General features: G+C 33.2%; 24 protein-coding genes and 1 rRNA gene. 12 read left to right on the forward strand and 13 right to left on the reverse strand.

Annotated elements, in window-relative coordinates:
* The first annotated feature begins 12 nt into the window (after positions 1-12).
* Positions 13-122: ribosomal RNA gene (rrf, locus tag ACYSNM_RS04565) — 5S ribosomal RNA — on the forward strand.
* A 369-nt stretch (positions 123-491) separates the two neighbouring features.
* Here rrf and ACYSNM_RS04570 read toward each other — a convergent pair.
* The 3 genes from ACYSNM_RS04570 to ACYSNM_RS04580 form a co-directional block, all read right to left on the reverse strand.
* Entirely contained in the window at positions 492-2,483 is a 1,992-nt protein-coding gene (locus tag ACYSNM_RS04570) for a heavy metal translocating P-type ATPase (RefSeq protein ID WP_461755817.1), read from the reverse strand.
* A gap of 90 nt (positions 2,484-2,573) precedes the next feature.
* Positions 2,574-3,896 (reverse strand): MATE family efflux transporter, encoded by a 1,323-nt coding sequence (locus ACYSNM_RS04575; RefSeq protein WP_461755818.1) that lies wholly within the window; start codon positions 3,894-3,896, stop codon positions 2,574-2,576.
* A gap of 108 nt (positions 3,897-4,004) precedes the next feature.
* Positions 4,005-4,706 carry an OmpW/AlkL family protein gene (locus ACYSNM_RS04580; protein WP_461755819.1) on the reverse strand — a complete coding sequence of 234 codons (702 nt, stop codon included), beginning with the start codon at positions 4,704-4,706 and terminating at the stop codon, positions 4,005-4,007.
* A 170-nt stretch (positions 4,707-4,876) separates the two neighbouring features.
* Here ACYSNM_RS04580 and ACYSNM_RS04585 point away from each other — a divergent pair, with 170 nt between their 5' ends.
* Complete coding sequence (locus ACYSNM_RS04585) at positions 4,877-5,233, forward strand: CoA-binding protein (protein ID WP_461755820.1); 357 nt, start codon at positions 4,877-4,879, stop codon at positions 5,231-5,233.
* On the opposite strand, the gene ACYSNM_RS04590 is transcribed toward ACYSNM_RS04585, so the two are convergent.
* Positions 5,204-6,712: a sodium:solute symporter gene (locus ACYSNM_RS04590; RefSeq protein ID WP_461755821.1), complete on the reverse strand. Its 1,509-nt coding sequence runs from the start codon at positions 6,710-6,712 to the stop codon at positions 5,204-5,206. The two genes, ACYSNM_RS04585 and ACYSNM_RS04590, sit on opposite strands and share 30 nt — an antisense overlap.
* Before the next feature lie 151 nt (positions 6,713-6,863).
* Here ACYSNM_RS04590 and recR point away from each other — a divergent pair, with 151 nt between their 5' ends.
* The 3 genes from recR to feoB all read left to right on the forward strand — a co-directional run bounded on the left by recR (position 6,864) and on the right by feoB (position 10,051).
* On the forward strand, positions 6,864-7,484 hold the full coding sequence (gene recR / locus ACYSNM_RS04595; RefSeq protein ID WP_461755822.1) for a recombination mediator RecR: 621 nt from the start codon (positions 6,864-6,866) through the stop codon (positions 7,482-7,484).
* Positions 7,485-7,620: 136 nt separating this feature from the next.
* Positions 7,621-7,854 (forward strand): FeoA family protein, encoded by a 234-nt coding sequence (locus tag ACYSNM_RS04600; RefSeq protein WP_461755823.1) that lies wholly within the window; start codon positions 7,621-7,623, stop codon positions 7,852-7,854.
* A 22-nt stretch (positions 7,855-7,876) separates the two neighbouring features.
* Entirely contained in the window at positions 7,877-10,051 is a 2,175-nt protein-coding gene (gene feoB / locus ACYSNM_RS04605; RefSeq protein ID WP_461755824.1) for a ferrous iron transport protein B, read from the forward strand.
* Positions 10,052-10,091: 40 nt separating this feature from the next.
* Here feoB and ACYSNM_RS04610 read toward each other — a convergent pair whose 3' ends face one another.
* The 7 genes from ACYSNM_RS04610 to ACYSNM_RS04640 all read right to left on the reverse strand — a co-directional run bounded on the left by ACYSNM_RS04610 (position 10,092) and on the right by ACYSNM_RS04640 (position 17,615).
* Positions 10,092-10,754, reverse strand: coding sequence for a SanA/YdcF family protein (locus tag ACYSNM_RS04610; RefSeq protein ID WP_461755825.1), 663 nt, complete (start codon positions 10,752-10,754; stop codon positions 10,092-10,094).
* Between the two features lie 40 nt (positions 10,755-10,794).
* A complete protein-coding gene (locus ACYSNM_RS04615) occupies positions 10,795-12,042 on the reverse strand; it encodes a DEAD/DEAH box helicase (RefSeq protein ID WP_461755826.1) in 1,248 nt (415 codons plus the stop codon).
* A 112-nt stretch (positions 12,043-12,154) separates the two neighbouring features.
* Positions 12,155-14,281, reverse strand: coding sequence for a methylmalonyl-CoA mutase (gene scpA, locus ACYSNM_RS04620; protein WP_461755827.1), 2,127 nt, complete (start codon positions 14,279-14,281; stop codon positions 12,155-12,157).
* Between the two features lie 3 nt (positions 14,282-14,284).
* On the reverse strand, positions 14,285-15,655 hold the full coding sequence (locus ACYSNM_RS04625; protein ID WP_461755828.1) for a methylmalonyl-CoA mutase subunit beta: 1,371 nt from the start codon (positions 15,653-15,655) through the stop codon (positions 14,285-14,287).
* A gap of 18 nt (positions 15,656-15,673) precedes the next feature.
* A complete protein-coding gene (locus tag ACYSNM_RS04630; protein ID WP_461754053.1) occupies positions 15,674-16,000 on the reverse strand; it encodes an FtsB family cell division protein in 327 nt (108 codons plus the stop codon).
* Between the two features lie 20 nt (positions 16,001-16,020).
* Positions 16,021-16,629, reverse strand: coding sequence for a uridine kinase (udk, locus tag ACYSNM_RS04635; RefSeq protein ID WP_461754054.1), 609 nt, complete (start codon positions 16,627-16,629; stop codon positions 16,021-16,023).
* A 464-nt stretch (positions 16,630-17,093) separates the two neighbouring features.
* Entirely contained in the window at positions 17,094-17,615 is a 522-nt protein-coding gene (locus ACYSNM_RS04640; RefSeq protein WP_461755829.1) for a hypothetical protein, read from the reverse strand.
* A 269-nt stretch (positions 17,616-17,884) separates the two neighbouring features.
* Between ACYSNM_RS04640 and ACYSNM_RS04645 the strand changes: the two genes are divergently transcribed.
* The 4 genes from ACYSNM_RS04645 to ACYSNM_RS04660 all read left to right on the forward strand — a co-directional run bounded on the left by ACYSNM_RS04645 (position 17,885) and on the right by ACYSNM_RS04660 (position 22,019).
* The gene (locus tag ACYSNM_RS04645; protein WP_461755830.1) at positions 17,885-18,706 is read left to right on the forward strand and encodes a siderophore-interacting protein; all 822 of its coding nucleotides are present in this window, start codon (positions 17,885-17,887) and stop codon (positions 18,704-18,706) included.
* A 485-nt stretch (positions 18,707-19,191) separates the two neighbouring features.
* Positions 19,192-20,511, forward strand: coding sequence for an aspartate kinase (locus ACYSNM_RS04650; protein WP_461755831.1), 1,320 nt, complete (start codon positions 19,192-19,194; stop codon positions 20,509-20,511).
* Positions 20,512-20,515: 4 nt separating this feature from the next.
* Complete coding sequence (gene lysA, locus ACYSNM_RS04655; RefSeq protein ID WP_461755832.1) at positions 20,516-21,676, forward strand: diaminopimelate decarboxylase; 1,161 nt, start codon at positions 20,516-20,518, stop codon at positions 21,674-21,676.
* Between the two features lie 97 nt (positions 21,677-21,773).
* Positions 21,774-22,019, forward strand: coding sequence for a hypothetical protein (locus tag ACYSNM_RS04660; protein ID WP_461754059.1), 246 nt, complete (start codon positions 21,774-21,776; stop codon positions 22,017-22,019).
* A 51-nt stretch (positions 22,020-22,070) separates the two neighbouring features.
* Here ACYSNM_RS04660 and ACYSNM_RS04665 read toward each other — a convergent pair whose 3' ends face one another.
* Both ACYSNM_RS04665 and ACYSNM_RS04670 read right to left on the reverse strand, forming a co-directional pair.
* The gene (locus ACYSNM_RS04665; protein WP_461755833.1) at positions 22,071-22,544 is read right to left on the reverse strand and encodes a hypothetical protein; all 474 of its coding nucleotides are present in this window, start codon (positions 22,542-22,544) and stop codon (positions 22,071-22,073) included.
* Positions 22,545-22,676: 132 nt separating this feature from the next.
* Positions 22,677-24,047: a porin gene (locus ACYSNM_RS04670; RefSeq protein WP_461755834.1), complete on the reverse strand. Its 1,371-nt coding sequence runs from the start codon at positions 24,045-24,047 to the stop codon at positions 22,677-22,679.
* A 122-nt stretch (positions 24,048-24,169) separates the two neighbouring features.
* Here ACYSNM_RS04670 and prmA point away from each other — a divergent pair, with 122 nt between their 5' ends.
* From prmA to ACYSNM_RS04685, 3 genes are all read left to right on the forward strand, one after another.
* The gene (gene prmA, locus ACYSNM_RS04675) at positions 24,170-25,003 is read left to right on the forward strand and encodes a 50S ribosomal protein L11 methyltransferase (RefSeq protein WP_461755835.1); all 834 of its coding nucleotides are present in this window, start codon (positions 24,170-24,172) and stop codon (positions 25,001-25,003) included.
* Between the two features lie 16 nt (positions 25,004-25,019).
* Positions 25,020-25,295 (forward strand): ATP-dependent Clp protease adaptor ClpS, encoded by a 276-nt coding sequence (locus ACYSNM_RS04680; protein ID WP_461755836.1) that lies wholly within the window; start codon positions 25,020-25,022, stop codon positions 25,293-25,295.
* Positions 25,296-25,433: 138 nt separating this feature from the next.
* Positions 25,434-26,186, forward strand: coding sequence for a hypothetical protein (locus tag ACYSNM_RS04685; protein ID WP_461755837.1), 753 nt, complete (start codon positions 25,434-25,436; stop codon positions 26,184-26,186).
* The last annotated feature ends 42 nt before the right edge of the window (positions 26,187-26,228 follow it).

Below are 26,228 nucleotides of genomic sequence, written 5' to 3' on the forward strand. Positions count from 1 at the left end.
TGACAACCGATTTAGGGTGGTTATTGCAGCGGGGCTCACCTCTTCCCATTTCGAACAGAGAAGTTAAGCCCGCTTGCGCAGATGGTACTGCTAACCAGTGGGAGAGTATGACACCGCCCTTCTTTTATAAAATCCTCAACATGTTTATGTTGGGGATTTTTTTTTGGAGTAAACTCAAGTAAATACACTCCATAATGAGGATTTTAGTATTACAGTGGGTAGGAGTTTTATAATCGACACTGGGATGAGTTAGAGTATTAGCAAGGATTGTAGTTTGTAATCCTTAATAGGGATAAACAAGTGCTAGCTTTATGTTTGGTACACTAGAGTAAGTATATAGATCACATCGGACTATACTTTAGCTATATAATGGCAGCTCTAAGGGGAATTAAGAACCTTATAAGATGTACTTACTATTTTCTATATAAGATAAAAAAGACGCAGCATTAAAGCTTTAATGCTGCGTCTTATAATTTGGCTAATCTTCTATTTTATAATTTTGAAGAATCTATATGTTGTATTCTAACTGAATTTAGAATCGCTATAATGGAAACACCTACATCGGCGAAAATAGCCTCCCATAAGTTAGCTTGTCCAAAAGCTCCAAGGATTAGTACTAATAGTTTAATACCAATGGCTAAAGAAATGTTTTGTATTACAATTTTTCGTGTTCTTTTAGCGATTTTAATAGATAATGGGATTCTACTAGGTTGATCGTTTTGTATTACGATATCAGCTGTTTCTATGGCTGCGTCACTTCCTAAACCTCCCATAGCAATACCCGCGTCGGAGAGTGCAATTACAGGCGCATCATTAATTCCATCTCCAGTAAAGGCGATCTTATGACCTAACTCTTTTAGCCTTTCTACGTGTCTTACTTTGTCATCCGGTAGTAAGTCTCCGAATGCTTGGTCAATTTGTAGTTCTTTTGCCACCTTATTTACAATGGAGGTTTTATCTCCACTTAGCATTACAGTGAGAATTCCCATCTCTTTTAGCTTTTGTATTGCTTGGAAAGAGTCTGGTTTTATTTTATCAGCAATAGTAATATATCCTGCGTAATTATCCTCTATGGCAACAATAACAATTGTTTCTACAATTTCATGAATTTCCTTAGGGTAGGTAATCGAAAACTTATCTAGTAATTTTGCGTTTCCTACTAATACTCTCTTTCCATTTATATTTCCTTCTAGTCCATGACCTGCTATTTCGGATATATTTTGCGCTTGTAGCTCTTTATTAGGAAAGTTTTCCTTTACATATTGGGTGATTGCGGATGCGATAGGATGGGTGGAGTGCTGTTCAATGGCCGCAGTATACAAAAGAAGATCTTCTTGAGATACCTCATTAGGCTGTATTTGTTGCACACTAAATACTCCTTGAGTTAATGTTCCTGTTTTATCCATTACTACAGTATCTACCGTTGTCATAACATCTAGGTAGTTACTTCCTTTAAATAGTACCCCATTTCTTGAAGCTAGTCCTATTCCACCAAAGTATCCTAAGGGTACAGAGATAACTAGTGCACAAGGGCAAGAAATTACCAAGAATACAAGTCCTCTATATAACCAGTCATTAAAGACATAATCAGCAAAAATAAATTTAGGGATAATTACAATCAGTGCCGCAAGTACCACCACAATAGGGGTATATATTTTAGCAAATCGTGTTATAAAAAGTTGTGTTTTAGATTTTTTAGATGTTGCATCTTGGATCATGTAAAGGATCTGGGATAGCTTGGTATCTTCAAATTTAGCAGTTACTCGTATTTCACATACCGTATTTAAATTAATCATACCCGCTAAAACACTTTGTCCTTCTTGTTTGGTATCTGGTTTACTTTCTCCCGTTAGAGCTGCAGTATTAAAAGACGCATTTTTAGTTAGTAAAATACCATCTAAAGGCACTTTTTCTCCTACTTTAACACGTATAATTTCTCCTACCTCGATTTGTTTAGGATCGATTTCAACGGCCTTTCCCTCTCGAATTACCGTTGCAATATCGGAACGAACATCTAATAGGGCTTGGATGCTTTTTTTAGCTCTATTGGCTGCAGCTTCTTGAAATAGTTCACCTACGTAGTAGAATAACATTACAGCTACACCTTCTGAATATTGGCCTATAGCAAAGGCACCGATGGTAGCGATACTCATTAAGAAGAATTCATTGAAAACCTCTCCTTTTAGAATAAAGTTGTAAGCATTCTTTAGTACACCAAAACCTACAATTAAATAAGCTACTAAATACCATGCAAATTGAAATACACCTGTAAAGAAGCTTAGTTGTAGATGTTCCATCACAACACCGGCGATAATTAGGAGTAAACATACAATAGCAACCGAAAAATCTTTTAGGGTTAAGCTATGGACTTCTTGGCTATTTAAGTCAATGGTATCATGGTCATGGTCATGTCCTGTGTGGTCTTCACTGGAATTTGCATGATCGTGTTTCACATTGCTTTTAGCATTATCTGACTGGCACATAGTATTATTATTTATGTTAATTACTCAAAGTTAAGAAAGTAAATTAGCATTTAATAGTACTTAAGTGTATTTGCAACACTGTTGCAAAGGCTAGTTATTTACATATGTTTTCTTAAATATATAGATCACTGGGAAAGTTCTTAAACACATCCAAACAGCAAAAGCTAGCCAAATACTGTACATCTGAAGCCCAAAGTAATCTGCTATAAGTAAAGTAGGTATATATCCTAAGAAAGTTGCCATCATTAGGTTATTACGCAAGAATTTGGCATCTCCTAAACCTTTGTAGACACCATCGAAAATATAGGCCAATGCGTTAATGGGCTGCATAAGTAAAACAATCCAAAAGACAGAGGTGAAAATAATGTTTACTTGTGGGTCACTATTGAAAATTAGGCCTATGTCTTGGTAGAATACCGCGCAGATTGCTACTAGAATAAGGGATATAATAATGGAGTATTTACTAATGTCTTTAATCATTTTCCACATAGCTGTAAAGTTTCTTTCTCCTAATAAACGTCCTGATATCGCATTTCCTGCACTAGCATAACCGTCGATAAAGAAAGAGAAGAAAAGCCATATGTTCATTAAAATACTTTGTGCAGCTATAAAATCTTTACCATAACCAGTGGCGTATTTACTAGCCATATAAAGAGTAATATTTAAAGTAGCAGTCCTTAGAATGAAATTAAAGCTCATGATAATTAGGGGCTTTAAGGCAGGGTTAAGTTTTTTCCTAACCTTAAGGCTAAAGGGTGTATATTTTAAGAAGTAATATAAGGCCATAGCTAACATAACCCCTTGTGCAATAACACTGGCATAGGCTGCTCCCATAATATGTAAAGCTGGGAAATAGCCTTCTATACCAAAGACAAAAATATAGTCTAAAACGATATTTAATACAGCACCTACTAAACTACATTTCATAGCCCAAATAGTATTTTGTAAACCTCTAAATACCCCGTATAACGCGAAAGTGATTAAAGTAAGTGGGAAACCCCATGCTCTAACCAAATAGTATTGTTTTGCATAGGCAAGAATCAAACCAGTTGCTTTGTAGGCAACGAATATTTCGTGTACAAAGTAGGTAGTAATTATAAATAAAAATACACTTAAGATAAAATTAAATAGGATAGCCTGTGGCACTAGAGTTTTTACGGCAAACAATCTTTTTTTACCTAAATGTTGGGATACAGTTGCTGAAATAGAAGTTTTGGTTTGGGCAACAACCCAAATAATAGCCGATAAAAAGGAACCAACAAGACCAACAGCAGCTAAAGCCTCCACGGAGTTATGCTTTAAATTACCAACCATTGCAATGTCGGTAAGTGATAGAATGGATTCAGAAATCCCTGCAAATATAGCTGGTATAGCTAGTTTATTAATGTCTTTAAAACTAATAGATTTGATCATTTTGGCCTTTTTTTTGCTGGGGCCAAAGGTCGGGCAAATAGCACATAAAAGCAAACTGCCCTAAGAAGGGCATTTTCTTAAGGCAGTTTTTTGATTTATGAGAAAAAATTAAAAGCGCATTCCTACACCAAATCCTATTAACATTGGATCTAGTTTCACTTTGGCTGGTATTGCTAATTCGCTACCAGGGGCAGCCGATGCTGGTAATAAATTTGTAGCATCTACTGTTACGTTTGTTTTTAAGAATAATTTTTTAAAGTCAACGTTGATGAAAAATTTGTCGGTAATGTCAATGTCAAAACCTAGTTGGTATCCCCATCCAAATTTATCTTCATATTTTACTTTTTGTGCAACACCATTTTTAACATCTAAGAACATAGTATAGTTAACTCCCGCTCCTACATAAGGTTTAAAAACCTTAGCAAAGGTATGGTGGTATTGGAACATTAATGTTGGAGGTAGTAAAAGTGCACTTCCAAGATCTACATTTGCAGAAGACGGACCTTCAATTGCACTTAAGTTAGAACCTAATGTTTGAACCGAGTGTCTAGATACTCCTAGGATTAATTCCGCTGCAAAATGTTCTGTGAAGAAGTAGGTAAAGTCTAGTTCAGGGATGAAATTGTTATCTGCATCTATTTGGCCTCCTATAATACCTATGTCCGCTTTATTATGGGGAAATACCCCAACACCTCTTAATCTCATTTGCCATTTGTAATCTTGCTTTTTAAAGTTTTGAGATTCTTGGGCAAATACACCTGTAGTACTTAATAATACTACTGCTAAAAATGAAAGTAGTAATTTCTTCATAGTGTTTAGTTTTTAATTTTATTTAAATTTACGAACTAAATTATCTTAATTAACTTATTTTAACTAAAGATTGTGTGTATATACCTAAATATACTGAGATAATAGTATTTTTAAGTATAATTAATTAAAAAGCCGTAAATTTAGTAGAATCAATACTAAAAAAACAAATCATGAATGTAGTAGTTATAGGAGCTTCTTTGAAACCAGAAAGATATTCCAATCAAGCAATTTGTTTACTTAAACAATATCACCATAATGTATATGCCTATGGTCCAAGATCAGGTAGTGTTTGCCAGGTTAATATAGATACAGAATTAAACAAATACAAAGACATACATACCGTTACAATGTATATTAACCCTAACGCTCAGAAGGAACTCTACCAATATATTATTTCCTTACAGCCCAAACGAGTACTCTTTAATCCTGGAACAGAAAATCCAGAATTTTATGCTTTACTTAAAGAAAATGGAATCCATTACGAAGAGGCTTGTACTTTAGTTTTGCTCAGAACTAATCAATTTTAAAGGTTTGCTTATAGCAAGTAGTAGTAAAACAGTTAGAAGAGCATTAACAATGATAAGCTCTACATCAAAGGTATAGTTTTGTAATAACCAAGAAGAGTTAGCTTGTATCCACCAAGTTAATAATGGGGTGATCATACAAATGTAAGGTACCCATTTGTCTTTTATACTTCTGTTTTTGAACAGTATGGCATAAGAGAAGAGTCCCAATAGCGGTCCATATGTATAAGTGGCAATCTTAAAAATCATACTTACAATAGAGGCGTCATTAATTTGGTTAAATACAATAATCACTATAAACATTAGGAAGCAAAAACCTAGATGAATTAATTTTCTTTGGTTGACTAATTTTTTAGTAGGCTCTTTTTTATCCATGGATAAAAAGTCAATACAAAAAGAGGTAGTTAAAGCAGTTAAAGCGGAATCTGTTGTAGCGAAAGTAGCAGCTGTTAAACCTAATAGGAAAATCACAGCTGGTACAATGGCAAAGTACTCAAAGGCAATTAAAGGAAAAAGAAGATCTGTTCGAGGCGCATTACTAATAGGATCGATAGGTATTTGTATAGAATTAGATGTTGCATAAATATATAGTAAGGCTCCTACACTTAGAAAAAGTAGGTTGATAACTAAGAAGATTGCAGTGAAGCTATACATGTTTTTCTGTGCCAGCTTTATATTAGCACAGCTTAAGTTTTTTTGCATAAGGTCTTGATCAAGTCCTACCATAGCTAAGGTTACAAATATTCCTCCTAAAAATTGCTTTAAGAAATGGAATTTGCTTGTCCAAAAATCCTCCCAGAAAAATATTTTAGAGTAATTACTTTCTTTAATACTCTCAAAGGCTTGTATTGGATTATATCCCATTTGTTTACAAATAAAGTATATAGTAAAGATTACCGAAGCAACTAAAAAGAAAGTTTGTAGAGTGTCGGTTATAATAATGGTTTTTAAACCTCCTTTATAGGTATAGGCATATATTAATAAAAGAGTCAATAAAACCGTTGCAAAAAAAGGAATGTTATAGTGATCAAATACAAACTTTTGCAATACAATTACCACTAAATATAATCGAAATGACGAACCTATTGTTCTACTTATTAAAAAGATCATAGATGCGCTTTTATAACTATAAAAGCCTAGTTTGTCTTGAATAAAAGTATAAATGGATATTAGGTTATATTTATAATATAAGGGCAAAAGAACTTTAGCAACCAGTATAAAACCTACTACGTTACCAAGCACAAATTGAAAGTATTTAAACTGTTCACCGTTTATGGAGCCCACTTCTCCAGGTACAGAAATAAAAGTCACTCCTGATAATGCAGTTCCAATCATCCCGAAGGCTACTAAATACCATTTGGAATTTTTATTGGCAATGAAAAATGCCTTATTTGAGCTATTGTTTTTACTGACTACTTGTGAAATAATTATCAAAATGGAAAAGTAAACCACCATTAGGCAAACAATAGTAAAGGGACTCATAGATAAAGGATTAAAGGGTTAATAACCAAATGTAAAGTATTAAAATAGTATTACAATTAAAAAGGGTGAAATTTTATATCTTCTTGTTAAACTCTTGGTTTTACCACGGGCTTTGTTTTTAAAAACTCTTGCATTTTAGTATATTTGCACCATGGAATTTCCTTCAAAATTATTAGAAAAAGCAGTAGACGAAATGTCGCAATTACCAGGGATTGGTAAAAGAACTGCGCTTCGATTAATGTTACATTTACTTAAGCAACCGAGTGAACAATCTCTTCGGTTAGCTCAAAGTTTGGTTAAAATGCGCACGGATTTAATTTTCTGTGAGAGCTGTCATAATATTTCTGACCAACCAAGGTGTGATATTTGTAATAATGCAAGTAGAGACCACCAAACTATTTGTGTAGTGGAGGACATTAGAGATGTTATGGCTTTAGAAAACACCCAATCCTATAAAGGAGTCTATCATGTATTAGGTGGTAAAATTTCTCCTATTGATGGCATTGGACCAAGTCAACTTAAAATAAGTAGTCTTGTGGATAAAGTAAAACAAGGACAAGTAAAGGAAATCATTTTCGCTTTAAGCTCCACTATGGAAGGGGATACGACGAACTTCTATATTTTTAAACAAATAAAGGACTTTAATATTATTACCAGCACCATAGCTAGAGGTATTTCTGTTGGAGATGAATTACAATATGCCGATGAAGTTACTCTTGGTAGAAGTTTAATTCATAGGGTCCCATTTGAAAGTGCCTTTAAAAACATATAATACTGTCTTTAAAAGATCTTATAATGCCAATATTCACAAGAGTATTGGCATTTTTTTTTAAAGAAGTAATATTTATGGCTAAATTAATTGTTAGACGCATCTAATTTTGTATTTTTGCAACTCTAAAGTGAATAATATGACCTTATTAGATTTACATAAAGGACAACAAGCTACTATTTTAGGGATAAATAAAAGTTGTCCTGTAGAAATTTTTCAGCGATTATTAGATTTGGGATTTGTCAAAGGAGCTACTATAATTATTCATAGTATTAGTCCTTTGAAGGATCCTATTGCTTATAGTATTTTTAATACTATTATTTCTCTAAGAAAACAGGATGCAAAATACATTGAAATACAAACTAAGAATTAATTTCTTTTCAAAATTTTAAATTATGGCTAAAACAGCCTGTGATATATGTGACTTAAACACTTCCTCCTCCTTAAAAAAAATGGGAGAGGATAATGTGAAAGTAGATTTTACCATTGCCTTAGCAGGAAACCCCAATACGGGAAAAAGTACTGTTTTTAATGCTTTAACTGGTTTAAAGCAACACACGGGGAATTGGCCAGGGAAGACAGTAACTAGTCAAATTGGCCATTTTAAATTCGGGGAAGATTATTTTAGCATAGTAGATTTACCTGGAACTTATTCCTTACTTTCTACCTCTGAAGACGAACAAGTGGCTAGGGATTTTATTTTATTTTCTAAGCCCGATGTAACGGTTGTTGTTGTAGATGCTAGTAGATTGGATAGACATTTATCTTTAGCTTTACAAATTAGACAAATCACCTCCAAGGTAGTTGTTTGTGTAAACCTTATGGATGAGGCTAAAAGACATGGTGTAGAAATTGACTTAAGAGGACTTTCTAAAGATTTAGGAGTTCCTGTTGTTGCTACTTCTGCTAGGAGTAAAGTAGGAATTACTGAATTACTTCAAGCCATTCAAAGTGTAGCTCACCAGAGAAATCCACAAGTGGTAAGCAATATAAAATTAGTTGAAGGAAAATCTAATGGGCCAATAGATGTTATTGGTAAGCAACTATTGGATCTAGATCCTAATTTACCTAGTGCTTCTTGGATTGCAATGCGTTTGATTCAACAAGATAAAAGTATAGAGCAAGCACTGCTTTCAAAGGAACTTTCCACAACTATAAACCAAGAGAATTTAGCTCCAATTTTACAACAAGCTAAGAAATACCATGAAGATCTAGCAATGGATTTTGCTCAAACATTAGCAGAAGGTATCTTTTCCCAAGTCAGTAAGATTGTTGGTCAAAGGGTAGATTCTCCAGATAGGGCTAGGGCTTTCAAATTCGATAGAGCCATGGATAGTATTGTTACTAGTAAGCGATTTGGTTTTCCAATTATGCTCTTAATTTTAGGAGTGGTGCTTTGGCTAACTATTATTGGATCTAATTATCCTTCTAGTGCTCTTTCTTTCTTATTGGTGGATAAAGGGTATTTTTGGTTAAAACAATTTGGAGAATTCTTACATTTACCTTGGTGGCTAAGCGGTATTCTAATTGATGGAATTTATTTATCCACTGCTTGGGTGACAGCTGTTATGTTACCACCTATGGCTATATTCTTTCCTTTATTTACTTTATTAGAGGATTTTGGGTATTTACCAAGGGTAGCATTTAACTTAGATCGTTTATTTAAAGGTTCAGGTGCCCATGGAAAACAAGCCCTAACGATGAGTATGGGATTTGGCTGTAATGCAGCAGGTGTGGTGTCAACTCGTATTATAAATTCCCCTAGGGAAAAATTAATCGCTATTATCACCAATAATTTTTCGTTGTGTAATGGTAGGTGGCCTACACAAATTTTAATGGCTACTATTTTTATAGGGGCTTTAGTTCCTACTTATCTAAGTGGAGTAATTTCCACCTTTGCTGTGGTAGGTGTAGTAGTATTGGGGATTTGTTTTACTTTTTTTAGTTCTTGGCTATTATCTAGAACACTATTAAAAGGAGAAGCTTCCTTTTTTACTTTAGAATTACCACCTTACCGTCCGCCATTGTTTTTACAAACCATTTATACTTCCTTAATTGACCGTACCTTAATTGTTTTAGGTAGAGCCCTTTTATTTGCTGCTCCAGCTGGTGCAATTATTTGGCTAATATCCAATGTGAGTATTGAGGGACAAAGTATTGCTTTACATACTATTTTTGCCTTAGAGCCAGTTGGTCTGTTACTTGGATTAAATGGAGTAATTCTATTAGCTTATATTGTTGCAATACCTGCCAACGAAATCGTAATTCCAACTATATTAATGCTAACAGCGATGGTATTAGGGGATAGTGTGGTTGCTCATCAAGCTGGTGTAATGTTCGAAACAGGGGATTCAGAAATTGCTAGTATTTTACAATTAGCAGGATGGACTACTTTAACTGGGGTGAACTTGATGCTTTTTAGCTTATTGCACAATCCATGTAGTACAACCATCTATACGATCTATAAAGAAACAAATAGTATCAAATGGACTTTTGTAGCTTCTGTTCTACCTATTGTTTTTGGAGTTATACTATGTTTGATTACAACCCAAATATGGCATTTGTTTTAAATTTATATAATAAAAAAGAGGTCTATAAGACCTCTTTTTTTTATGGAATAATTATTTTCTCTCCTAGAAACTTTGGTTTTTTTCCAAAGAATTGATCAAGTAGTACCTTTACTTTAGCCAGCTTCTCTCGAAGTATGGTCTTATAGCCAAAGGAAGAGTTAACATCTTTAGCATTATAGCCAATTGCATTTAGGCCTAAGTACTTTGCGATATATACTGCTCGTTGATTGTGAAACTCTTGACTTATAATAGTAAAAGAGCTTTGATCAAAAATAGCATTAGTACGATAAACCGAATCCAGGGTACGGAAACCTGCATAATCTAAAAATATATTTTCTTGAGGTACCCCTAGAGCTACTAAATCATTTTTCATATCCAAAGGTTCGTTATAATTGGAAACACTATTGTCTCCGCTTACAAGGATGTATTGAATTTTCTGGTGCTTAAAAAGTTCATAAGCCGCTGCTATTCGTTTAGTAAAATAAGGATTGTCCATACCATTGGATAGTTTTTTGGACGTACCTAATACAAGGCCTACTTTATTAGAAGGGATTTTATCTACATCATCGTAGATATAGTCAAAGGCATTATATGTGACGTAAAAATTTGCCAACCAAATACTAAGAAAAAGGACAGTAAAGCTTATAATTAAAAAGCGTAAGGTCTGAAAAATTCTCTTTTTTATATGTTTGCTGCATTTCATTACTATAAAGAATACTTTTTATTATTTTAAAACAGGGTTATTAATACCAACGCTTTTTATTCTTTTTAGCGTTGCTTGATTTTCTAGATTTATTTTTACTAGTTGTTTGTTGTGTAGACCCTTGTGGATTTTTAGGCTGTTTTTCCTGTTTTGGTTTTTCTACAAAAGGGTGATCTAAAATTTGTTTTGGCTGTGATCTTGTAAATTTTACAATATCTTGCCAATACGTCTTTTCCGAATTATCGCAAAAAGAGATAGCTAAACCTTCTTGGTTTGCTCTACCTGTTCTACCTATACGGTGTACAAAGGTTTCTGGTATATTAGGTAAATCAAAATTAATTACAATAGGTAAATTATCAATATCGATTCCCCTAGCGGCTATATCAGTGGCAATAAGAACCGGAATTTTCTTTTCCTTAAATAAATCCAATGCCTCTTGACGGGCACTTTGGGATTTATCTCCATGGAAGCTTACTGCTTGTACTCCTTGTTTTTCTAAATAAGTAACAAGTAGATCTGCCCCTTGCTTTGTTCTTGTAAATACAAGTACATCCTTTAATTTTTGGTTTCTAATTAAGTGATATAATAACTTCTTCTTATCGGATTTTGCTGTAAAATAAACCTGCTGTTTTACTGTTTTTGCCAAAGAAGATATTGGATCTACGCTTATATACTCTGGTTTTTGTAAAAACTCATGAGCTAATTCACGTACTTGTAAAGGCATAGTAGCCGAGAACAGTAAAGTTTGTCGGTTAGAAGGAGTCAATGCGATGATTTTTTTTACATCGTCAATAAAGCCCATATCTAACATTAAATCTGCCTCATCTAAAACTAAAAAGTGAAGGTGATCTAAATTAAGATGTTTCTGTTTATATAAATCTAATAATCTTCCAGGTGTACCAATGATAATATCTGCTCCTTTTTGAAGTTGTTCAACTTGAGGCTTAATACTCATTCCACCATAAAGTAAAATAGAAGTGATATTGGTGTATTTTGCGTACTTTTCGAAGTTATCCCCAATTTGCTGAGCTAATTCTCTAGTTGGTGTTACAATCAAAACTTTAGCGTTTTTAGATCTTTTTGTATTGCCAATTTTATGAAGATAGTGTATAATAGGCATAGCAAATGCAGCTGTCTTTCCTGTACCTGTTTGTGCACAAGCTATAACATCTTTTTCCTGTAAAATAAGAGGAATAGCTTTTTGCTGTATAGCAGTAGGCTCTTTATATCCCAGCTCTGTAACAGCTTTTAAGATGTTCTTGTTTAATTGTAAGTCTTCGAAATTCATATTATCTTCTATTTTAATACAAAGGTAGGCCTTTTTGAACAAAACACGTATAGTAATGCCTTGGTTTAAAAAAAAAACCACTCTTTTCAGGGAGTGGTTTTATTGGTATAATCTATTCGTTGTCTAATAATATTTCAAGCATCACACTAGCGGCCTCACTAATTTTAGTTCCTGGGCCAAATACTGCTACTGCACCTGCATCAAATAAAAACTGGTAATCTTGGGCTGGGATAACTCCACCAACAACTACCATAATGTCTTCTCTACCATATTTCTTTAATTCTTCAATTACTTGAGGAACTAAAGTTTTATGACCTGCAGCTAAAGAAGAAACTCCAAGAGCATGTACATCATTTTCAATGGCTTGTTTTGCTGCCTCACTTGGGGTTTGAAATAAAGGACCTATGTCCACATCAAATCCTACATCTGCATATCCTGTTGCTACAACTTTAGCTCCACGGTCATGACCGTCTTGCCCCATTTTAGCAATCATAATACGAGGTCTTCTTCCTTCTTTTTGCGCAAATTCATTTGCTAAACGACAAGCTTTTTCGAAGCTTTTATCTTGTTTTATTTCTTTGCTATACACTCCAGAGATAGATTGGATTTGTGCTTTAAAACGGCCAAACTCTGTTTGTAGCGCATCACTAATCTCCCCTAAGGTAGCTCTGTGTTGTGCTGCAACTACAGCTAGTTCTAAAAGATTTCCTTGTCCCGTTTTAGCACAAAGGGTTAATGCTTGTAGAGCTAAAGATACTGCTTTATTATCTCTTGTAGCTTTTATTTGCTCGATAGATTTAATTTGCTGGTCCCTTACTGTTTGATTATCTACCTCTAAAATATGAAGTGGATCTTCTTTTTCTAAACGGTATTTATTTACTCCAACAATAGTATCTTGACCACTGTCAATTCTTGCTTGTTTTCTAGCAGCAGCTTCTTCAATACGCAATTTTGGTATTCCAGCCTCAATAGCTTTTGTCATACCTCCTAGATCTTCTACCTCTTGGATTAAATCCCAAGCTTTTCGGGCAATGTCCTGAGTTAGGGATTCTACATAGTAACTACCTGCCCAAGGATCTACTGTCTTACAAATTTTTGTTTCTTCTTGTAAATAGATTTGAGTATTACGTGCGATTCTTGCTGAGAAGTCTGTTGGTAAAGCAATTGCCTCATCTAAGGCATTAGTATGTAAAGACTGGGTTCCTCCAAATGCTGCAGCACATGCTTCGATAGCAGTTCTAGCAACATTATTAAAAGGATCTTGCTCGGTTAAACTCCATCCAGAAGTTTGACAGTGGGTACGAAGTGCTAAGGATTTAGCATTCTTTGGTTGGAATTGTTTTAAAAGTTTAGCCCAAAGCATTCTAGCAGCTCTTAATTTAGCAACTTCCATAAAATGGTTCATTCCAATAGCCCAGAAAAAGGAAAGTCTAGGAGCAAAATCATCGATTTTCATTCCTGCATTTAATCCTGTTCTAATGTATTCTAAACCATCAGCTAAGGTATAAGCTAATTCTAAGTCTGCTGTTGCACCTGCTTCTTGCATATGGTAACCACTTATGGAAATAGAATTGAACTTAGGCATTTTCTCACTGGTATAAGAGAAAATGTCCGCTATGATTTTCATAGAAGGAGTAGGGGGATAGATATAGGTATTTCTAACCATAAACTCCTTTAAAATATCGTTTTGTATAGTTCCCGATAGGTCTTTTATATCTACGCCTTGTTCCATTGCAGCAACAATGTAAAAAGCCATAATAGGTAAAACCGCTCCATTCATTGTCATAGATACAGACATTTGATCTAATGGTATTTGATCAAATAATACTTTCATATCCTCAACACTATCAATGGCTACACCTGCTTTTCCAACATCACCAACCACACGTGGGTGATCCGAGTCGTAGCCTCGGTGAGTAGCTAGGTCAAAGGCTACAGATAATCCCTTTTGTCCAGCAGCTAAGTTACGTCTGTAAAAAGCATTACTTTCTGTTGCAGTGGAAAATCCAGCATATTGACGAATAGTCCAAGGACGTATTACATACATAGTGGAATAAGGTCCTCTAAGATTAGGAGCTATTCCTGCTGCAAAACCTATATGTTCAACATTTTCAATGTCCTCTTTAGTATAGGTAGGTTTAATATCAATTCCTTCTGCAGTAGTAAAAACACTTTGTTCTTTATTTTGTACACTCTCTAAAGGAGGTATAACTAAATTTTGTAAGTCTTTTCTTTTCATCTCCTAATTGTTTTTATTTTTCTCTAGCTCTAATCTATCCTTCTCATATTGTTGAGCTAAACGCTTTTCAATAATTGGAATAATTAGAGTTTTTCTAGGATTTTGTTTAACAAAAGGATATAACTCTAAGTCATCACTCATAAAATCATTGGCATTCGGATATTTATTACTACCTAATAAAACCTCTTTGCCTTGTTCAAATAACTCTTGCTCTTTATTGGCATTTTGAGCTATTTCTTTTTGGATAACCCCTTGAATAAGCAAAGTGATTAATCCATCATTTCTTTCCATTTTTTTAAAGTGATCTAATGCTTTTTGCGCAATTTGAGCAGTAAGGTATTCTATATAATAGGCACCTTCACATGGATTGTTTACGGCATTAAAATAACTTTCTTGTTTTAGAATTAAAAGCTGATTGCGAGCAATTCTATCGGAAAATTCATTTTCTTTATGATAAATAGCATCATAGGCAAGGTTGCTAACATAATCAGCACCTCCTAAGATTGCACTCATAGATTCTGTAGTTGTTCGAAGTAAGTTAACATTATAATCGTATAATGTTTTGTTACGCTTACTTGGAATAGCCATTATTTTAAAATCAATGGCACTATTGAATTCTTTACCCACTACATCTAAAAGCATTCTTAAAGCTCTTAGTTTAGCGATTTCAAAAAAGTAATTGGATCCTACGCTTACTTGAATGAAAATAGTAGAGCTATAGGATTTTACGCGGTGTAAATATTCGCTTACTTGTGCTAAGGCGTAACTAACTTGTTGTACAATATTAGCTCCTGCATTTTGGTGTAAAGAAGTATTTACTCCTAGGTAAATATTGTCATTAGAAGCAATAGCTTCATTTAGTTGTTCGAAATCATTAGTTAAATTAGAAAACCAGTTACCCTGCTCTTGTAATTGCTTTAAAGGATCTAAGATAATCTGGATATCGTAGTTGTTTTGCTTAGCAAACTGGGATAAATCTTTTATGTAATCTAACTCTAAGAAGTTAAAGTTAAATAAGTACTTTGCCTCTTTAGGTAAATGCTCTAAAAGGGTTTTAGCCTCAATTTGAGCATTATCAATAGTAAAATGTACTATTTCTGCACCTTTTTCAAGTACTTGTTGCGTTTTTTCAATAGTTTTAGATACATCAAAAACATAAATTTGCTGTACAATAGCAAATTCTGTACTTTGAGTTGGTATTGGAAGTGGATTATTATCTACATCATTTTGGTAAAAAGGGCGAACCTTAATATCCTCTAGGGATTCCCAAACTAAAGTTTGGTTATATTCGGCTCCTTTTAAATCAAATTGAATAAGGTTTTTCCACTCCTTTGAAGATACCTTAGGGAAATCTTCAAAAAGTTCATTATTCATAGTTTTTTGGTTGTTGGGTTATTTTTGGGGTAATGAGTCAAATTCAATGATGAATATATCTTCATTATCTCTTTTCATATAATATTTTTCTCTAGCATATTTCTCCGTTGCATCTCCACTTCTAAGGCCTTTAATAGCTTGCTTGTCTTTTCGAATTTCATTTTCGAAATAAGCTTTATTGCCCTGCAATTTTTTAATTTCCTTGTCGATATGTCTATGCTCTAGTAAGGAATAAGTATCAAAGATTAGTATCCATAGTAAGAACAAAAACAGCGATAAAATCCACAATAGGGTCCATCTGTTTTTTAAAAAACTAAACTTATTTGAAATACCGTTGTTTTGCATCTATTTTTTGTACAAAAGGATTAACTTATTTTTTCATTGATTACAGTTCGAACCACGTCAATTGCTACAGTGTTATAAGTGTCATAAGGAATAATAATATCAGCGTAGGCTTTTGATGGTTCAATGAATTGTTCATGCATTGGTTTTAAAGTGTTTTGGTAACGATCTAAAACCTCTGTCATATCTCTTCCTCTTTCGGCTATATCTCTTTTTAATCGACGAATTAGTCTTTCATCTGAGTCCGCATGTACAAAGATTTTAATATCACACATATCTCTTAACATTGGATTTGTAAGTATCAAAATACCTTCCACAATCATCACTTTTCTAGGATGAGTTAATACATAATCTTGTGTTCTATTATGCTTAACAAAAGAATAAACAGGCTGGTTAACACTATTGCCTTGTTTTAACTCTTGTAAATGTTGTACAAGAAGATCGAAATCAATTGATCTTGGATGGTCAAAATTAATTAATTGTCTTTCTTCCAAAGATAAGTTATCCGTTGCTTTATAGTAAGAGTCTTGAGATATAATTCCTACTTCTGTATGGGGTAACTCTGTCATTATTTGATGAACTACGGTAGTTTTACCACTACCAGTTCCTCCTGCGATTCCGATAATTAGCATATAGTATTTTATTTTTAGCAAAAATAAAGATTAATCTAGCATTGCTTGTTTTTTTTTTCTTAAAATACTCGTTAAACTCTACTTACTAAAGTCTTTGTCAAGTGGTTTTAAGCAAAGCTTGCAATTCTATTTTAATTAAGCAAGATAAAGATTATTTTTTGTTGTGTTCTAATAAATATGCAGGCTAAGCAAAATTGTTTGATATTGTTTTTTTAAAACACCTCTTATATTACCTACCCGTTACAAGTTAGAGGTTATATCCTTTTTCATAGGATTACTACTTGGGGTAAATAATGGGATAGGGGATTGTATACTAAGGCAAAGAGTCCTTACTATAATTCTTATTAAAAGATGGATTATCATAGCTCCTTAGAATTGATGAATTCCGCAAATTACTTTATATAAAAGTGGCTATAAATGAGGTAGGTATAATAGATGTTTATTTTCTTAGAAAAGTACTTCAGTTATTTATTAGGGGCTAATTCCTGTGTGACTATTTTAGTGCAATCACCCTGTATACAAGGAGTGCAATGATTTTCTCCTTCAGGAAGACAGCCATTGTTTTGATTGTTTTGTTTAGAAGTACAACTTATACCCTGGGTTATTAGGACTATATTTTGGGTGTCTTGTGCATATTTTGTTTGTAACCCTGTAGTTGTTACATATCCATCAGAGGTGTATGACCTTAAATAAGGAATGCCACCTATAGTAACTATTTTAGTTTCTATGTAATCCTTATGCTCTAGATTATATTTTCTGGCATGTTCGACAAACATAGTGTTTAACTGTTTTGGGGTAAATAATAATTTTACATTAAGACTAAAGTCTTTACTTAAATCTTGGGTGTCATTAAAACCTAAATACGCTATTTCAAGTCCTACAAAGGAATTGATAATAGGTAAGTCCTTTTTTAAGGTAGTATCTCTTACAAAGGCATAGCTAAAACAAAAAGATAGCAACATCAGAAGTATAATCACTTTTCTCATAAGAAGGAATGTTAAAAGTTGTTAGCTAAAAATAATATATTTTTTGATAAATAAATAATTGTAAATCAATTATTTATGTTGTTTTACCCTTCTTCTTTTTATCGTTTGTATTAAATAAAGCTACAATAGCTAAGTAAAAAGAGCAAAGTAGTCTTCTTTAGTAGTCTACTAGGGGGAGTGTTTTGCCTAAAGCTAATTAGTTGTTTTGAATAAGACTAAATAATTATAATTGCTTATATTTGTCTTTCATGACCATAAAGTAAGTAGTAATGAAAGCAAATACTAGTAGAAAGATATTCACTTTAGTAAATAGACAATATATCACTCCTCATTATATTCGATTAACCTTAACCCATCCGGAGGTAGATCAATTTAAAGAAACAACCATAGGAGTTAACAATAAAATATTTTTAGCTCCAAAGGGATGCTCCACAATAGAGTTTGGCCAGATGGATCCACAGACTAAAAAAGTAGTACACCAAGATCCTTCCAAAGCAGCTATCATGCGAACTTATACTCATAGAGGGATTGACTTAGACAAAAAAGAGATTATAATTGACTTTGTTGCTCATGGTAGTGATTCACCAGCTTCTGATTTTGCTATCAATGCTCCAATTGGTGCACCTTTAGGAGTAGCTATGGGGGTAGTAAAGAAAGAATTATATCCACAAGCAAATTGGTATGTGCTAGCAGGTGATGCAACTGCCATTCCAGTTTTAGGAGCGATTTTAGAGAGTTTACCATCTAATGTGAAAGCAGATGTTATCCTTGAGGTAGAATCTTTAGAGGATATACAGACTTTAAATCACCAATGTCAGGCAGAAATTACTTGGCTTATTAATCCTACACCAGGGGTAAATACTCAATTAATCCAAAAAGTGAAGGATATTGTTGACAATAAAAATCATCAAGAAAGTAAATTTGGCTATTTAGCAAGTGAAATGCAAAGTATAAAAGCTTTAAGGCATTATTTTAGAAAAGAAAAGGGTTGGTCAGCAAATGAGCTTTATGCATACTCTTATTGGAAATATGGTAACGCCGAAACAGATTCTGTTTTGCAACGAAGAGAAGAAAAAAATTCTATAGAATAGATTTTTCACCGATTATTATTTGTAAAAGTGTCGTTATAAAAGGTCGCTTTAGTACTTAAATATTTTAAGTATTTAGGGAAAATGGCCAAAATGGCTTTTGGTGTTTTGCTAAAAAACTGAAGTATCTTTGCTTTTATTTTGTCGAAAATCAATATTAATGGGAGTAATTGTAACAATTATACAATGGCTTGGGATTTTTAAAAATAATTTATTTTAAGAAAAGGTTTGTTTTTTAAAATAAGTAGCTATATTTGTAATCAATAATAATAAGAAAAAAACAATCATGTTTGTATCTATAATGAAGAAGGGGAAGAAGGTGAACTTACGTCAAATGTCGTGAGCAGTTTCTCTATAGATATACGAAAAATATAGTAAGGGACTTGTCATCACGACAAGTCCCTTTTTTATTACACTACTTTTTTATATAGACGCAGGAATGGTTGTAAATAAAAATTAAAAAGAAAAAATAATCAATTAATTAATTTATGAAAGTTTTAAAATTTGGAGGAACTTCCGTAGGAACCCCACAACGCATGGAGCAATTGTTAACTATTATTGAGTCGCAGCCAAGTGATGCACACTTAGTAGTATTATCCGCTGTTTCTGGAACAACGAATGCTTTGGAAGAAATTGCTCAGTTGTATTTAAATCAGCAAAAAAAACAAGCTCACCAAGCTATTGATGTTTTATATGAGAAATATAAGACTTTCATAAAGGAATTATTTACTACAGAAAATGCCTTAGCTCAAGGTCAAGCTATAATTGATAAGCATTTTAACCTATTGTATGAATTAGGTAACGATATCTTTACTAAAATAGAGCAAAGAATTACCTTAGCTCAAGGAGAGTTACTTTCTACTACTTTATTTCATTGCCATTTACAAGAAAAAAATGTAAAGTCTGTTTTATTACCAGCTTTAGACTTTATGAGAATGGATCAGGAAAACGAGCCAGATGTAGATTTTATACAAACTAATGCAAAACTAACATTAGATAAATACCCACAAGACACTCTTTTTATCACACAAGGATACATTTGTAGAAATGCTTTTGGGGAAGTAGATAACCTGCGTAGAGGAGGATCGGATTATACTGCTTCTTTATTAGGAGCTGTTTTACAAGCAGAGGAAATCCAAATCTGGACGGATATTGATGGATTCCATAACAATGACCCTAGATTTGTTCAAAATACAAAACCATTATCTCATTTGAGTTTTGATGAAGCAGCGGAGTTGGCTTATTTTGGAGCTAAAATCTTACACCCTCAAAGTGTTTTCCCAGCTAAAAGATTCAATGTACCAGTGCGTCTATTAGATACTATGGAGCTTACTGCAAAAGGAACCTTAATTTCTTCTAAAAGTCAAAGTGAGGATCAAATCGTTGCTATTGCTGCTAAAGATGGTATTACTGCTATTCGAATTAACTCTTCACGAATGTTACTAGCATACGGATTTTTAAGAAGAGTCTTTGAAGTTTTTGAACGTTATAAAACACCAATTGATATGATTACTACCTCTGAGGTGGCTGTATCTTTAACTATTGATGATACAACTAACTTAGATAAAATAATCAAAGAATTAGAGAATTTTGGAACTGTAGAATTAGATCATGACCAATCCATTGTATGTATTGTTGGGGATTTCAGAAGAAATACACATGGACATGCTACAATAGTTTCTGAGGCAGTTAAACACATTCCAATTCGTATGATCTCTTATGGAGGTAGCGAACACAACATTTCTATCTTAGTACCTACTACTTATAAAGTAGAAGCTTTAAGATCTTTACACAACCGTTTATTTTAAAAAAATGAAAAATAATTTCGATAATTTACAAAACCATTCTACTCCTTTTTACTACTATGATTTGCCTTTATTAAGACAAACAGTAGAAGAGGTAAAAAACCAAGCCGATAAATATAATTACCATGTTCATTATGCAGTTAAGGCCAATAATAATCCTGTTATTTTACAAACTATTGCTTCTTTTGGTTTAGGGGCAGATTGTGTTAGTGGTAAAGAAATTGAATTGGCCATTGAAAATGGCTTTAAAGCCGATGAGGTTGTATTTGCTGGAGTTGGTAAAACAGATAAAGAAATTACTACTGCTTTAAATAATAATATTTTAGCCTTTAACGTAGAATCCGTTGCTGAATTAAAGGTAATTGGAGAGATCGCAAGTAACTTGGGAGTTAAGGCAAATATAGCTTTGCGTATTAATCCTAACGTAGATGCTAAAACTCACCATTATATTACCACTGGGTTAGACGAAAATAAATTTGGGATTATGGCCCATGAACTAGATAATTGTTTAGATATTTTTACTAATAATTCTCAAAGTTTAAATTTTGTGGGATTACATTTTCACGTGGGATCTCAGATTACAGATTTAGATGTGTTTAGAAATTTATGTGTAAAAGTAAACCAGTGGAATGCCTTTTTTATCGATAAAGGAATTACAGTGCCTATTTTGAATTTAGGAGGAGGACTAGGTATTAATTATGCAGAACCGGATAAAGAGCCAATTGTAGACTTTTCTTCTTTCTTTGGTTTATTTAACGAGTTCTTAGAGATAGAGAAAACACAAGAGGTACACTTTGAATTAGGACGTTGTATCGTTGGGAATTGTGGAAGTCTTATCTCAAGAGTACTTTATATTAAAAATGGAGTAAATAAGAATTTCGCTATTTTAGATGCAGGTATGACAGAGCTTTTACGACCTGCTTTATATCAAGCTGTACACAAAGTAGAAAAGATAAGTACTGGTTCTGATGACAAGGAACAAGAACTAGTTCGTTATGATGTAGTTGGACCAATTTGCGAGAGTAGTGATTGTTTTGGTAAGGATATTGCTTTGCCTTTATTACACAGAGGTGATATGCTTGCTATTCGTTCAGCTGGAGCCTACGGAGAGGTAATGTCTTCTCGTTATAATCTAAGAGAGGAATTAAATTTTGTTTTTAAAGATTAAATAACCCCTAGGTAAGACAGAATTTAAAATAGTTTACTATTTTTACAGTAGCTAGTTCAACAATGGTACTAGATGTTGAAAAATAAAAAGATATAAAATGAAATTAGGAGACATTGATATTGCTGGAGAAATAATTGATTTAAATTTCCAATTACTAAGAACACAGATTCTTTTAGAAGAAGTATTAAAACACAATGCAGATACATTGAAATTACCTTCTCAAGAAGCAATGGCAGAAATTAATGAATTCGCTCTAAAGTCGATTCAAAAGAAATTTCCAAATATGAATATTGCTCGTAAAGATGATCAAATTCAAAGTGAGCCTTCTACGGATGTAAACTAAAAAATAAAACGCCAAATAGATTATCTATTTGGCGTTTTATTTTTATTGTATTTAAATGCAGTAATCTGCGCTCCATTCTTGTTGACCTCTATTTAAGCGGCACTGGTAACTTTCTTTTATCTTAGTAACCTTAAAGGCATTGTCCTTTGACTTTACAAGTTCCATGATAATTCTTTTTGCACGAATAGCTGGATGATTAACTTGATCTTCTAATAAAGAGATAGTAATGTTCTCAGGATCTAAGTTTATCTTTTTCCTTAGTACATATAAATACTCACTATTTGGAGTTTTGTCCTCTGGAGAATATTCTTGCATGATTTGAGCTTCCGAAATCAAGTTTTTCTCCTTGATTGCTTTATTCAAAGTAGCTATGCGATTAGAGCCAATTACTCTAAACTCTTTATCTTCTGCTGTCTGGTCGGTATCTAAGATAACATGATAATCTAACTTATTGTCATTTTTAGTACCGCATGAACTTACAAAGCAGCCTAGGACAAGAATAATTATCACTAAAATATTTTTCATAAATTAAAAAGTTATGTACTTGTTGCCAAAGGTACGAAAAGGGAATGTTGGTTTTTTAGTTAAATAGTGAAAGTATTATTAAATCGTAGTTAATTATATTTCGTAATTTAACGTGTAAAAGGGTTTTGGATATTAAATACCAATTTCTACTTGCATGCGGAAATACCAATTGTTTTTGGAAGGTGATGCAATATAGTCTAGTTTATCATAGGTAAGTTCTGCCTGTATTTTAAAGGCATGCTCCCAAATATATTTAGATACCCCAATGGTATATTCTGTAGTGTTTGGCAAGTTAAAATTATCTCTTAATACACTTTTCATATTTTGAGTAGAAACTCTTCCTATTAATGAATAGTGACTAGGGAACATATAACTTAATTCATAGTCTAGTCCATGTCCTGCAAAAACATAGCTATAACTAGTAGTCCCATCTTGGTTCATGATAGAAGAAATAGGATCACTTAATTCTCTATTCATGTATGCAACCATTGCCGCCCATCCATTGTACTTCAAGATAGCATCGGATAAAACAGCCGTGTAGTTTTTAGGTGTGAACAATGGACTTCCTAGTTGCCCTTGATTAAGATGAGATTGGCTTGCGTAAGAAAAAGTAGTCCCTAGCATTAATTTAGGAGTTATTTCTCTGGCTAAATCTCCCTCAAAAAAGGCTCCGTTCTTAGAGAAAGCTCCTAATGGGTATAATTCTCCACGACCTGTTAAGGTATAACTGCTGGTTTTTTGTTTAGCAACAAAGTTTCTTCCTCTACCTGTACTAATGGCAGTTTTAATAGCATAACCAAATTTGTCCTTAGGTGTTCTTACATAATAAGCTTGTAGACCAAAATCACGGTCTAAATTAAATTTAGCATTATTAATCGAACGATCCGTTAATTCCAAAGCTCCAGAAGAGTTGGTTCTTTGTCTGTTACCTGGTAGTTTTGTTTGTCCAAAAATAATACTCCAGTAATTATTGGGCTTATAGGTAACAGCTGCATCACGGATAATATTAGGGTGTTGTCCGATAGTTGGGGTTCCCATATCACCAGGAGCAAAAGATAATTGAATAGCATATAGGAATTTTGGACTTCCAACATAACCATCAAATCGCAATCTTAATCTTTTAATTTGCGCATCATACTGTGCCTTTTCATCCTGATTAAAATAGCCAGTTACTCTATTTTGCATTCTAAAGCGAATGTTTAACTTAAAGATACTGTCTTTTGATGTAATCCCTAAACCACTACCATAGCTATAATAAGGTAAATCTTCTAAATGAGTGTCTGAGATGTGATTAAAGAAAGAGTTAGTAGCCTTTTTTTGCTCATCTAGCTCTTGGGCTTGAAGCTCCATTTGCTTTTTTTGATCTTCAAATTGCTTTTGTAACTCAGTAACTTGTTTAGATAATTCCTGTAATTTGTCTTGCTGCTCTTGTAAAGAGGGCTTTTCTTGAGCAAATACCACTGTAGTGGCTAGTAGTATTAATGCCGTGTAAATATTTTTCATATAAATTAAATGTGTTGCATTGCAAAAATAGCATTAGTTTTGCAAAAAGCTATGAAGCGGCGTTTTATTTTAAAGCAAATTTTTAGTCCCTTTATTGCAGTCATTTATAAAAAAATACACACATGAAATATATAGGTTATCATTTTACAATCCAGCCAAAGGAATTAGGTAGTGAAATATTATTGGCAGAACTAGGTCAAACTGCCTTTGAAAGTTTTCAAGAAACTAGTATAGGATTAAGTGCTTATGTACAAGAGAGTTTGTGGACAAGTGATATCCTAGAGGGTATTTACATTTTAGACAATCCAGAGTTTTCTATTTCATGGGTAAAAGAAGATATTGCTCAAGTAAATTGGAATGCGGAATGGGAAAAGAACTTTGAACCAATTGATGTAGATTCTATTTGTTATGTAAGGGCTCCATTTCACGCTCCAAATAATAGTAAATACGATGTAGTTATCGAGCCAAAAATGAGTTTTGGAACGGGACACCATGAAACTACTTTTATGATGATTCGTCAGATTCTAAAAAATCCGATGCAAGATAAAGTGGTATTAGATATGGGATGTGGAACATCTATTTTGGGAATCTTAGCTAGTATGACAGGAGCAAAGAGTGTAGATGCTATTGATATTGATCCTTGGTGTTGTGAGAACTCTATTGAGAATGCACAACGCAACGGATGTAGCAATATCTTTGTTGCAGAAGGAGATGCTTCTATTTTAAGTAAGATACCAAAATACGATGCTATATTGGCTAACATTAATAGAAATATCCTATTAAATGATATGCATACCTATGTAGATTGTTTAAAGCAAAATGGAGAAATCTATTTTAGTGGATTCTATACCCAAGACATAGAAAGTATTGATCAATGTGCTAAAAGTTTAGGACTTGTTTTACAAGACCAATTAGAAAGAAATAATTGGGTATCTTTGAAGTACATTAAACAGTAATAGAAAATTAATACAAATGAGTACACAGGAGCAAATCCAGTCGGATATAAAAGTAGAGGAATTATTATCTGGTCAAAGTGAAATAATTCTTCACAATGATGATGTGAATACTTTTGATCATGTGATTGAGACTTTGATCAGAGTATGTGATCACACCCCAGAGCAAGCTGAGCAATGTGCTGTCTTAGTTCATTACAAAGGAAAGTGCACGGTTAAAACAGGAGAGTTTTCTGTTTTAAAACCTCAATGCTTACAACTCTTGGATGCTGGTTTAAGTGCAGAAATTCAATAATAACCAGGTCAACGCCTAGAAGTTATTATACTATATAGAGCCAATTCTTTTAAAGGATTGGTTTTTTTTATGGCCTTTGGTTTTTTTATGCTAGCGGATAAAGGATTAAAATAGTATTTTTATAAGAAAAATAATCTTATGAGAAACGTGTTATATGTTTTAAGTGTTTTTGTCTTCAGCCTTTTTATGCAGTCTTGTCAATTAAAAGAGGAGATAAAAGTTAATAAAAAAGGTGAAATCGATTATACTTATCTAGTAGACTTTAGTGCTATGGTGGATATGATGGGAGAAAGTGCGGTAGAGAAAATGATCAGTGAAAGCAAAGATTTTTTTAATCAACCACCAGTTTCATTAGAACAAGTGTTAGCCTCTAAGGGGGCCGATGAGAAATCCAAAGAACAATTAGATAGTATTTATAAAGTACATCCTCAATTAAAAGAATTGGCCAAAAAAGTGAAAATGAGTGCGGTAATGCAGGAAAATAACGGACAAATTTATTTTACTTTTAAAAGTGATAATTATAAACAACTTAATGAAGATATAAGAGATTTACAACAAATTTTTCAAGCCGATAATTCTGGAGATTCCCAAGGTTCAACTAATGATCAAATGTGGGTAACCACATCAAGTGAGTACTTTTATAATCAAAAGGAGTTTACTAGAAAATTACCTACCCAGGCCGATAAGCAATTGAGCCAAGAGCTTTCTACAATGGGAAATATCAATATGATGGAATACCAGATAAAGATGAGTTTTGATCAAGTCATAAAAAGTGTTTCTTATCCTCAGGCTAGAATTAGCTCTGATGGAAAGAGTTTTACCCAGAGTTTTTCTTTACAACAAGTCTTTGAAAATCCAAAAGTGTTGGAGTTTGAAGTGAAGTTTAAGTAAATAGAAAAAATAAGAGATAAAAAAAAACCGATGTATTCTTAC

It is taken from the genome of Myroides sp. LJL116 (assembly GCF_054871685.1).